This window comes from Streptomyces sp. NPDC058985, assembly GCF_042740985.1.
GTDB lineage: Bacteria > Actinomycetota > Actinomycetes > Streptomycetales > Streptomycetaceae > Streptomyces.
Genome location: NZ_JBHYJX010000087.1, coordinates 1 through 10,859, shown reverse-complemented (window position 1 = coordinate 10,859; position 10,859 = coordinate 1). Strand labels below are relative to the sequence as shown.

Genomic DNA, 10,859 nt, shown 5'->3' with positions numbered 1-10,859 from the left:
CACCAACAACCGCGCCAGACGATTCGCCCGCACATCCAACTCCCCATACGACACCTCAACCCCACCATCAGCGACCACCGCCACCGCCCCCGGCGACCGCACCACCTGCGCCTCGAACAACCCCGCCACCGACACCCGCGGCACCTCCACCGCGGTGTCATTCCACTCCACCAGCACCCGATCCCGCTCCGCCTCACTCAGCAGTTCCGCCTGGCCGACGGCGTCCGTCGGTTCGGCCGTGGTGAACCAGGTCAGGACTCGCTGGAAGCGTCGGGAGAAGTCGGTGAGCACAGTTGCGTCGTGCAGGGCGGGGTTCGCGCCGACGGCGATCTGGAGGGCGCCGTTGCCCGATCTGTCGTAGACGTCGATCCCCAGATCGTCGATGGGGCCCGGGGCAATGTTGCGCAGGCTCATGACGCAGTCCCCGAACGTCAGCGGGTAGGCGAAGGACATGACGTTGACGTACAGGCCGGACAGTGGGGCGCCCCCGACCATGTGCAGGTCCCGGTGCATGTCCTCGTAGCGATAACGCTGGTGGCGCAGGCCCTCCCGCACCCTTTTCGAAGTCTGGCGTACGACGTCCTCGACCGATGTGTCGGGGTCGATGGTGATCCGGACCGGCAGCAGGTTGGCCATCATGCCGGGGATGCGCAGCTCGCGCTTACCCGTGCGGCCGAGGACGGGGACGGCGATCACGGCATCGCGTGTCCCGGTGGTGCGGTGCTGGTACACGGCCGCGGCGGCGACCATCAGGCCGGCGAGACTGGTTCGCATGCGCCGCGCGGCTGAGCGCAGGTCGGCAGCGGCGTCGGCGCCGATTTCCTCAGTGTGCCGTATCGGTGCTCCGGGCAGTTCCCGGAAACCCGGGTTACCCGGGCGGGAGTGATCCGGGAGCTCTGGGAGGTCCGCAAGGGCGTCGAGCCAGAACCGCCGGTCGAGGTCGAAATCCTCCGAGTCCCGGTAGGCGCGTTCGGCATCCATGAGCACGGAGACCGGTTCCAAGGTCGTCGCGTCGAGTTCGCGACCTTCCAGGAGGGAAGCGTAGATCTGCTCCAGGCGGCCGGCTATCAGCATCCCGCTGTAGGCGTCCAGGACGAGGTGGTGGGCACGCTGGTACCAGATGAAATGGGCCGGTCCGAGCTTGAACACGGTCTCGACGAACAAGGGGCCATTGATCGGGTCAGCCGGCCGGCGCACGTCGTCACACATCCACTGCTCTGCGGCCGCTTCCGAGTCCTCCGTGTCGCTGAGGTCGATGACATGGACCGGGTATGTGCGCTCGCGGTCGAGGTACTGGAAGGGGGGCTTTCCCTCCTCGGTGTGGAAGCGCAACCAGTAGGTGCCGACTTCCTCCACGGTGCGCCGCAGCGCGTCGACGAAGAGATCCAACCTCAGTTCGCCGCGGATTTCGACGCATTCGGCGATGTTGTAGATGGGATTGCCGGGTGAAAGCTGCTGGGCGTTCCAAATGCCGAGCTGACCGGCCATCAGCTCACGGCGGCCCCCTTCGGACGCAGCACCATGTGAGGACTCTGCAGCCATTCCCGCACACCCCAATCATTCGACGTTGCGACCCGGCGGGACTCCCGACGGCCACGATTCGTGATGCGTGCGCGCGCCCGGCGCACGTCGCGGTTGGTTCGTCAGACCCCAAAGGGCGCCGGCAAGGCCGACGCCCGGGGACACAGCACATGGTGTTACGCGGGCTGAGCGATACGGCCCGTCAGCTCTTTTCCATGGCCTCGATGAGGCTCTTGGGACGCATGTCCGTCCAGGATTTCTCGATGTAGTCAAGGCATTCCTGGCGCCCCGCCTCACCGAATACGGTCTCCCAGCCTTCGGGTACGTCCACAAAAACGGGCCAAAGCGAGTGCTGACCCTCGTGGTTGACCAGCACCAGGTAATTGGCGTCGGGGTCGTCGAACGGATTCGTCACAGCACCGTCCCCTCTCGAGTGGATGATGTGGATCGCAACGCTGAAGTAGTCTCTCGGCGCTTTTCGCGCCGACCCTGCGAGTGCTTGGCTGCCGGATCACTATGCATCATGGTTCCGCAGACGATCAACGCTCGGTCTGTCGGGCCGCACACCGCCGGGGCTCGAGTGTTCAACTGCGCCGGCGCACCGGTTGAACACCCCGGCAACACATCTCTTCAGCTCCCTGTCAACTCCATTGAACGCTGTCGACGGCGGGCTCACCCGAGCGTCCGTCTCTGGCATGCGGGCCGTCCCTTCGAAGACTTGACGATCTCCTCGGCAACGTGCCACGGTGCCAGCCATATTGAGGATGCAAACGGATCGTCACGCAACCGCTGAACCGAGGTTCGCAGACAGCCTTCCCATTCGCCCGCAGTATCGCCGCCGAGTATCCGACTGAATGTATCCAGTGTTCAACACCTGATACTTGGTGTCACATTCGAGCGATTATGAGGTACACGCATGCGCAGCGAATCGGTTGAGCGGCTTCCGGACATAAACCTGGTGGACCCTGAGCTGTACTCGAGTGGCGATCCCTTCGCACAGTGGCAGTGGCTCCGTGCGAACGCGCCCGTGTATTGGCACCCGCCGGCCGATCTTCCGGGTTTCTGGGTGCTGACCAGGTACGAGGACGTGCGCACCGCTTACCAGGACTCGGAGACCTTCAGTTCGGCCAACGGAATCCTGTTGCGTCCGGCCGATCACGGAGACGACCCCGGCGGTGGTCGCACACTGGCGCTCACCGACCCCCCGCGCCACCGTCAGTTGCGAGGACTGGTCGACAACTGGTTCTCGCTGCGCTCGGTGCGCGCTCTCGAATCGGAGATGCGCGACGTGACCCGTCACGTGATCGACGAGGCGCTGGCCGGCGAGACCTGTGATTTCGTGGCGGACATCGCCGCGCGGGTACCGCTGTACGTCATCTGCAGCATGATGGGTGTTCCGCGTTCCGACTGGGACTACTTGCTCAAGCTGACCAGTGAGGCCTTCGGCGCCGGCGATCCCATGACCCAGCGGTTCGCCCATCTGAACATCCTTGGGTACTTCGAGGAGCTGCAGGCCGCCAAGGCCGCGAATCCCGCCGACGACCTGGTCAGCGTTCTGGCGACGGCCAGCGTCGACGGGACCCCTCTCACTCCGGATGACATTATTCTCAACTGCGACAACCTGCTCGTCGGTGGGACAGAGAACACACGTATCGCGGCCGCGGGCGGGATGCTCGCCTTCCTGGAGCACCCCGAACAGTGGCGGATGCTGTCACAGGATCCGGATCTGCTGCCGTCAGCGGTCGAGGAAGTCCTTCGTTGGACGTCCACGGCGACCCACATCATGCGCACCGCGGTGAAACCGACGACGATTCACGGGAAGACCATCGAAGTCGGCGACCGGGTCACCTTCTGGCTGCCTTCCGCCAATCGCGACGACGCGGTGTTCGAGAATCCTGATGAGTTCGATGTGCGTCGGAAGCCGAATCGGCACTTGGCTCTGGGGTTCGGTGAGCATTTCTGCCTCGGTAGCGTCCTCGCTCGCGCTGAGCTGCGCATTCTCTACGCAGAACTTCTGCGTCGGTCCATCCGCGTTGAACTCGCGGGCTCTCCGGCAAAGTTGACATCGATCGTCGTCAACGGGCCCGAGCATCTGCCGGTGAGGCTGACACCAGCAGCCGACTGACACGCGTCGAAACGCCGGGAACCCCGAGAGCGAGGAACAGCTTCCATGTCCATGACGGGCGGCCTGGGACCGGGCCTGTTGGGTCCACGGTTCGATGACAAGTCGATCACCCGCCAGAAGATCAGGCCCGGCACGGTGCGGCGCATCATCCCGTATGCCCTGCGCCATCGCTGGTCACTGCTCTTCCTCGCGCTGACCACGGCTTTCGACGCGGCCGTCACCGCGACGAGTCCGCTGATCCTCAAGATGATCATCGATGACGGCATTCTGCCCGGGAAACTCGCGGTCGTGGTGTGGCTTTCGGCGACCATCGCGGCCCTGGCGCTGGTGAACGCGTTCATGCTTTACATGCAGGCCTGGTTCTCCGGCCGGATCGGCGAAGGTCTGGTCTACGACCTGCGTACCTCGCTGTTCGAGCACCTGCAGCGGCAGCCGATCGCGTTCTTCACCCGTGCGCAGACCGGCTCCCTCGTCAGTCGGGTCAGCACTGACATCAACGGCGCCCGGCAGGCCGTCACCACACTGCTCACCCAAACGATTTCCGCTGTCCTGACACTGGTTCTCGTACTCGCCGCGATGTTCTACCTGTCGTGGCAGATCGCCCTGGCTTCGCTGTTCCTCGTGCCGCTGGTTCTCCTCCCCGGAAGGCTGATCGGCAGGAGGCTCCAGCGGCTCGCTCGGGAAGGCATGCGGCTCGACGCCGAGATGGGCTCCATGTCGAACGAACGCTTCAACGTGTCCGGGGCGATGCTGGTCAAGCTGTACGGCCGGCCGGAGGACGAAACGGCATCGTTCTCGCAGAAGGCGGGTCGCAGACGCGACATCACCATCACCGAGATCGTCTACGCGCGGATGTTCGTGGTCGCCGTCGCCACCCTCACCTCTCTCACGACAGCGCTGGTGTACGGCCTGGGAGGAAGCCTCGCCGTCGACGGCACCCTGGCGCTCGGCACCTTGGTCGCCCTGGTGACCCTGCTGCTCCGGCTCTACGGCCCGGTAGGTCAGCTGGCAGGCATGCAGATGGAGCTCATGAGGGCGCTCGTCAGCTTCGACCGGGTCTTCGAAGTGCTGGACCTCGAGCCGCTCATCGCGGAAAAGCCAGGAGCACGTTCCCTGCCGGTCGGTGATTTTGGCGCGCAGGCGCCGGACATCGAGTTCTCCGGGGTCTCCTTTCGCTATCCGTCCGCCGAGGATGTCTCGCTCGAATCCCTTGAATCACATCGGGCGCGCGTCTCCGAGCAGACCGACGACACCTGGATTCTGCGCGACCTGAGCTTTGTCGCTCCGGCCGGGAAACTGACGGCGCTCGTCGGCCCGTCGGGAGCCGGCAAGTCAACCATCACCCAGCTTGTGCCGCGCATGTACGACGTTCTCGAAGGGTCCGTGCGCGTCGGTGGCCACGAGATCAAGGATCTGACCCTCCAGTCGCTGCGGGACACGATCGGCGTGGTCACCCAGGACGCCCACCTGTTCCACGACACCATCCGGGCCAACCTGCTGTACGCGCGGCCGGATGCCGCGGAGCAGGATCTGGTCGAGGCGTGTCTGTCGGCGCGCATCTGGGACACGATCGCCTCCCTGCCCGACGGGCTGGACACCGTGGTCGGCGACCGGGGCTACCGGCTTTCCGGAGGGGAGAAGCAACGCGTCGCCCTCGCACGGCTGCTGCTGAAGTCACCGCCCGTCGTCGTCCTCGACGAAGCGACCGCACACCTGGACTCCGAATCGGAGGCAGCGATCCAGCGTGCGCTCAAGACCGCCCTGACCGACCGGACTTCGATCGTCATCGCACACCGCCTGTCGACCGTCCGTGAAGCGGACCAGATCATTGTCATCGACGGTGGCCGGATCCGTGAACGCGGCACCCACGAGGAGCTTCTGGTCACGGACGGGCTCTATGCGGAGCTGTACCGTACGCAGTTCGCCCTGCAGAAATCCGGCAGCGAACCGGCCGACGGCGACACGCTCCAGGTGAAGACATCGGGGACGGCTTGATCAGGTACACCATGAGCCCTGACGGGTCCGGGGCCGAGTGTTGCGGTATCCCTGATTCGGGCTCGGCATGACCGGCGCGCAACCACATGGCAGTGAGGCAGTCGACGGCGACCGCCGCGCTCCCGCCCCGCCGGAGGAACCCGGCCTCGGGAGCGACCAGGACAGACCGGCAGGCAGCCCCCACGGGCCGGCCCGGCGGTCGCTGCGGCATCCGGTCGCGGTGACGGTGTTCGCCGCGGGTGTTCTCCACCTGCTCTGGTTCCGATTCCTGGCCGACAGCGGAGGCGACCTCGCGGCCCACGACGCATGGGCCGGCTTCGCGGACAGGCATCCGGACTCCGCGTACACCTTCGCCTGGTACGGCGGGATGCATCCGATGTCGTACAGCGTCATCTCGCCGTATCTGATGGCGGCCGTCGGCGTGCGTACGACGGTAATGGTTTCGGGGACGCTCTCTGCGGGGCTCGTGGCGTTCATCCTCGTCCGCTGCGGCTGGGTGCACCGCCCGTTGGTGCCGGCACTCTGGGGGGCCGTGGCCCTGGTCGGCAACGCCGCGTCCGGGCGGGCGACGTTCGCCGTGGGGCTCCTCTTCGGGCTCGGCGCGGTGGCGCTGGTGTACTGCCCTCGGCACTGTGCCGGCCGGGCGGACTCGCGGTGGCGATGGGCGTGGCGTTTCCAGCTCCCCGCGGTGATGCTGCTTTCCACGCTCGCCACCCTCGGCAGCCCGGTGGCCGGGCTCTTCCTCGCGGTGGTCGGAGGGGCACTGATCCTGCAGGCGCGCTACGCCACGGGGTTGGCACTGCTGCTGCCGCTGCCCGGTGTGGTGTCGCTGTCGGTCTGGTTGTTCCCGTTCTCGGGAGTGCAGCCGCTGGCGCTCACCACGGCGATCGTGCCCCTGCTGTTCACCGTCGCCGTGGCGTGCACCGCACTGCCGCAGTGGCGCACCGTGCGCCTCGGGGCGGTCGTCTACGGTCTGGGGACGGTCGCGACCTGGCTGGTCCCCTCGCCTGTGGGCAGCAATGTGGAGCGTCTGGCTCTGCTGTTCGGGGGCATCGTGCTGCTCGCCGCGGCACCGCATCACCGTGGAGGCGGCCGCGTGTGGCGTCGTCCGCGCGCCCTGGTGGTCTGGCTCGCCTTGGCCGGCGCAGTCGCCTGGACCTTGAACAAGACGGTGTCGGACATCGTTCTCACCGTTCCCGACTCCGCCTGGACGCGCGGGCTGTCCCCTCTCGTCGAACAACTGGAGCGCCGTGACGCGGAAGGTGGCCGGGTCGAGGTCGTCCCCACCCGCAGTCACCGCGAGGCCTCGGCCCTTGTCCCGTACGTGAACCTCGCCCGTGGCTGGAACCGCCAAGCCGACACAGAGCGACACGGGCTCTTCTACGACGGCACCCTCACCGCCGAGAACTACCGCACGTGGCTCGATCGGTGGGCGGTGCGCTATGTCGTGCTGCCCAGGGGCGACCGGCCCGACATAGGAGCGAAGGAAGAGGCCGATCTGGTCGCCTCCGGGCTGCCGTATCTGACCGAGGTCTGGTCGGACGCCAACTGGAGGCTCTTCCGGGTGAGCGGGCCGAAACCGCTCGCCGATTCCCCCGCCACCGCCGTGCGTGCTGACGAGAGCGAGGTCGTGGTCTCGGTGAAGTCCGCGGGGCCCGTACTGGTCCGGATCGCGTGGTCGCCCTGGTTGGCCGTGGTCGACGCCGACGGCAAGCGCGTTGACACGGGCAACGGCTGTCTGACGGGAACCGGCGAGTGGACCATCCTGAAGGCGCCGAGGCCCGGGGAGTACAGGATCGCCGCGCCGTACGGGCTTCGGCGCGGCACATCCTGCCCCTAGGGCCTGTCTGACAAATGATCACAGTTCGCGGAGCCAGAGGGTGAGCGAGGCGAGTCTGAGACCGGCTAGGTAGCGGGCTGCCAGTTTGTCGAAGCGGGTGGCCACGGCTCGGAACTGCTTGAGCCTGCTGAAGCACCGTTCGACCACATTGCGGGCCTTGTACTGCTCTGTATCAAAGGCTGGCGGCCGCCCGCCTGCTGATCCTCGGCGTTGGCGGTTGGCGATCTGGTCGGACCGTTCAGGGATGACTGCTCGGATGCCGCGGCGCCGTAAGCCGGCCCGGATGGCCCGTGATGAGTATGCCCTGTCCGCGATGACCGTCTGGGGTCTGCGACGGGGGCGACCTGCAGACAGGCGAGGCACTCGCACCGCGTTCAGCACCGTGTCGAACACCGTGGAGTCGTTGACATTGCCTGGGGTGATCACGATAGCCAGAGGCAGGCCGCGGCCGTCGGTCGCGAGGTGGACCTTGGTCGTCAGCCCGCCTCGTGACCTGCCGAGAGCCTGGCCACGCGTCGGATGTGGCGCATACCCCAGTTCGTCCCGCTCTTGTGCCCCTTTTTGTGGGCGCCCGCAGCGTGCTGGTGGGCTCGATTGATGGTGGAGTCCACCGACACCGTCCACTCCAGCTCGCCGATCGAGTCGTCGCGTGCCTGGACTGCTTCCAGCAGGCGAGCCCATGTGCCGTCCGCTTCCCAGCGTGCGAACCGCTCGTACACCGTCCGCCATGGCCCGTAACGCTCCGGCAGGTCGCGCCACGGAGCGCCTGTCCGTAGCCGCCACAGCACTCCATTGATCACCTGCCGGTGATCACGCCATGGCCGGCCCCGTCCGGCTGCCTTCGGCAGCAAACGCTCCAGACGATTCCAGGCCGCGTCCGGCAGTTCCCCGCGGCCCACCGCGCGCTCCCTCATGGCTGGGTCCTCCCGTACTGGGTCGCCGTCCGCCCCTCCAGGTAAGCCGCGCAGGCAGGACGAGGAAAAGCCAGGTCAGAGGCTCTCCTGGAAGAGCGTCGGCTCATAACTGTACCTTCCATAAGGTATAGTTATGAGGTCGTAACGGTCTGCCGAGAGGCGTGCGGAGATGGTTTTGAGTACGAAGCGGCGCTGGCTGATGCTCACGGTGGTGAGTGCGGGGCTGCTGTTGATCACCCTGGACAATTCCATCCTGTACGCAGCGTTGCCGACGCTGGTGGAGGATCTCGGCGCGAGCAGTTCGCAGAGCCTGTGGATCATCAACGCCTATCCGGTGGTGATGGCCGGGCTGCTGCTGGGCAGCGGAACGCTGGGCGACCGGGTGGGCCACCGCCGGATGTTCCTGATCGGCCTGGTGGTCTTCGGGGCCGCATCGCTGGCCGCCGCCGTCTCGCAGAGCCCGGAGGCGCTGATCGCGGCCCGGGCGTTCCTGGCGGTGGGGGCGGCGGTGATGATGCCCGCGACCCTGGCCCTGATCCGGCTCACGTTCGACGACGAACACGAACGCAACATCGCCATCGCCGTCTGGGGAAGCCTGGCGATCGTGGGCAGCGGGCTCGGCCCGATCGTCAGCGGCATCCTGCTCAACCACTTCTGGTGGGGGTCGGTCTTCCTCATCAACATCCCCGTCGTCATCGCGGCGCTCATCGCCACACTGGTCCTCGCACCCCCCAATGACGCCGACCCCTCCAAGCGCTGGGATCTGATCTCCTCGCTGCTCGCGCTCGTCGCCCTGGTCAGCCTCGTGATCACGATCAAGGAGGCGGCGAAGACCAGCCCCGCCCCCCTGGTCATGGTTGCCGCCGTTCTCGCGGCCGCTGCCGGCGCCTGGGCGTTCACCCGGCGGCAGCGCCGCCTGCCCTATCCCCTGCTGGACTTCGCGATCTTCCGCAACCGAGCGTTCCTCGCCGGCGTCCTGGCCGCCGGGCTGTCCATGTTCGCCATCGCCGGCGTCCAGCTCGTCACCACCCAGCGCTTCCAGCTCGTGGAAGGCTTCACCCCGCTCCACGCCGGGCTCCTGGTCGCCGCCGTCGCCCTGGGCGCGCTGCCAACAGCCATGGTGGGCGGCGCCGTCCTGCACAAGGTCGGCCTGCTGCCCATCGTCGCGGGCGGTCTCGCCCTCAGCACCGCCGGTGCCCTTCTGATCTTGCTCAGCTTCGACACCAGCATGACCCTGCTGGTGACCGGGCTGCTGATCACCGGTGCCGGACTCGGAGCGGCAATGTCCGTCGCTTCCAGCGCGATCATGGGCAACGTCCCGGCCCGCAGAGCAGGTATGGCCTCCTCCGTCGAGGAGGTCTCCTACGAGTTCGGCAGCCTCATCGCAGTCGCCCTCCTCGGCAGCCTCCTGACCGCCGTCTACAGCACGACCATCGACCTGCCCGTAGGGGTGCCGGACCGGGCGCGCGACAGTCTCGAAACCGCGCTCGCCCTGGGCAAGGACAACCCCTCACTGATCACCGCCGCCTCCGACGCGTTCGACACCGCCTACTTCGCCGTGATGGTCGTGATCACCACCGTGATGGCTCTCGGCGCGATCGCCACCGGTCTCCTCCTGCGCCGACACGGCCCCGGATCAGCCCTGACCACCACCGCACGTGCCGTCGAAACCCCAGCACACCACTGACCGGACCAGGAGCATCATGCGGACCAGCAAACGAACCCAGATCCTTGAAGCAGCCGCCCGCGTCGTGGAGCGCGAGGGCGTCAAGAGCGTCACCTTCGACTCCGTCGCCGCCGAGGCCGGCCTGACCAAGGGCGGCCTCCTCTACCACTTCACCTCCCGCGACGACCTCGTACAGGCCATCCACCAGCACCTCGCCGACCAATGGGAAGCAGGCATGGCCGCAGCGGTGGCAAAGCCCGCGGACGAAGCCACCGACGCCGAACGGCTCACCGCCTACACCCGCGTAGCCACCCAGAGCGCCACCCGAGCCGAGCTGTTGTTCATGCTGGAAGGAGCGACGACCGCAGACCATGCGGCCCCCTGGAACGCGGTGATCGAACGCTGGGCACCACCCCCGGCCACACCCGCCGACGACCCCGCCACGCTCGACCGGTTCATCGCCCGCCTGGCCGCCGACGGGCTATGGCTGTACGAATCCCTCACCGCCGAACGCCTCGACCCCGGCCTCAGGCAAGCCATCGCCGAACGCATCGCCAGCACTCTCACCCGCGACGACGACTGACCACCGACACTGTCCTCACCCTCAACCCACAAGATCCGCCGGATCATTTGTCAGACACGGCCTAGCACTCCAGCCGGTCGTGCCACAGTGAGCCGGGGTGGATGCTCTACGGCGCGGCTTGGGTCTGTCAAACGAGCGGTGTAACCAGGGTGGTTGGGGTTACTGGCGGGCCGCCGTCAGGCGGCCGTCGAAGGTGATGTCGAAGGCGTTCAGTG

The 10,859-nt window shown here is 66.9% G+C and carries 8 protein-coding genes; 5 read left to right on the top strand and 3 right to left on the bottom strand.

Annotated elements, in window-relative coordinates; genetic code table 11:
• Both ACFW01_RS38000 and ACFW01_RS37995 read right to left on the bottom strand, forming a co-directional pair.
• A partial coding sequence (locus ACFW01_RS38000; protein ID WP_384511364.1) for a condensation domain-containing protein occupies positions 1 to 1,488 on the bottom strand: 1,488 nt, incomplete at its 3' end.
• A gap of 235 nt (positions 1,489 to 1,723) precedes the next feature.
• Positions 1,724 to 1,936, bottom strand: a complete 213-nt coding sequence (locus ACFW01_RS37995; protein WP_384511361.1) for an MbtH family protein — start codon at positions 1,934 to 1,936, stop codon at positions 1,724 to 1,726.
• Between the two features lie 501 nt (positions 1,937 to 2,437).
• Here ACFW01_RS37995 and ACFW01_RS37990 point away from each other — a divergent pair.
• From ACFW01_RS37990 to ACFW01_RS37980, 3 genes are all read left to right on the top strand, one after another.
• Complete coding sequence (locus tag ACFW01_RS37990; protein ID WP_384511358.1) at positions 2,438 to 3,646, top strand: cytochrome P450; 1,209 nt, start codon at positions 2,438 to 2,440, stop codon at positions 3,644 to 3,646.
• A 51-nt stretch (positions 3,647 to 3,697) separates the two neighbouring features.
• Positions 3,698 to 5,641 (top strand): ABC transporter ATP-binding protein, encoded by a 1,944-nt coding sequence (locus ACFW01_RS37985; RefSeq protein WP_384511367.1) that lies wholly within the window; start codon positions 3,698 to 3,700, stop codon positions 5,639 to 5,641.
• A gap of 220 nt (positions 5,642 to 5,861) precedes the next feature.
• Complete coding sequence (locus ACFW01_RS37980) at positions 5,862 to 7,481, top strand: MFS transporter (protein ID WP_384511355.1); 1,620 nt, start codon at positions 5,862 to 5,864, stop codon at positions 7,479 to 7,481.
• Between the two features lie 18 nt (positions 7,482 to 7,499).
• Here the strand turns inward: ACFW01_RS37980 and ACFW01_RS37975 are convergent.
• Positions 7,500 to 8,395, bottom strand: a protein-coding gene (locus ACFW01_RS37975) for an IS5 family transposase (protein ID WP_384511352.1) whose coding sequence is annotated in 2 segments (ribosomal slippage) — positions 7,500 to 8,038 and positions 8,038 to 8,395 — 897 coding nt in all. Because the reading frame shifts where the segments join, the coding sequence is not laid out codon by codon here.
• 169 nt (positions 8,396 to 8,564) lie between these two features.
• Here ACFW01_RS37975 and ACFW01_RS37970 point away from each other — a divergent pair.
• Positions 8,565 to 10,082, top strand: coding sequence for an MFS transporter (locus tag ACFW01_RS37970; RefSeq protein WP_384511349.1), 1,518 nt, complete (start codon positions 8,565 to 8,567; stop codon positions 10,080 to 10,082).
• A gap of 16 nt (positions 10,083 to 10,098) precedes the next feature.
• Positions 10,099 to 10,644, top strand: a complete 546-nt coding sequence (locus ACFW01_RS37965; protein WP_384511346.1) for a TetR/AcrR family transcriptional regulator — start codon at positions 10,099 to 10,101, stop codon at positions 10,642 to 10,644.
• Positions 10,645 to 10,859: the final 215 nt, after the last annotated feature.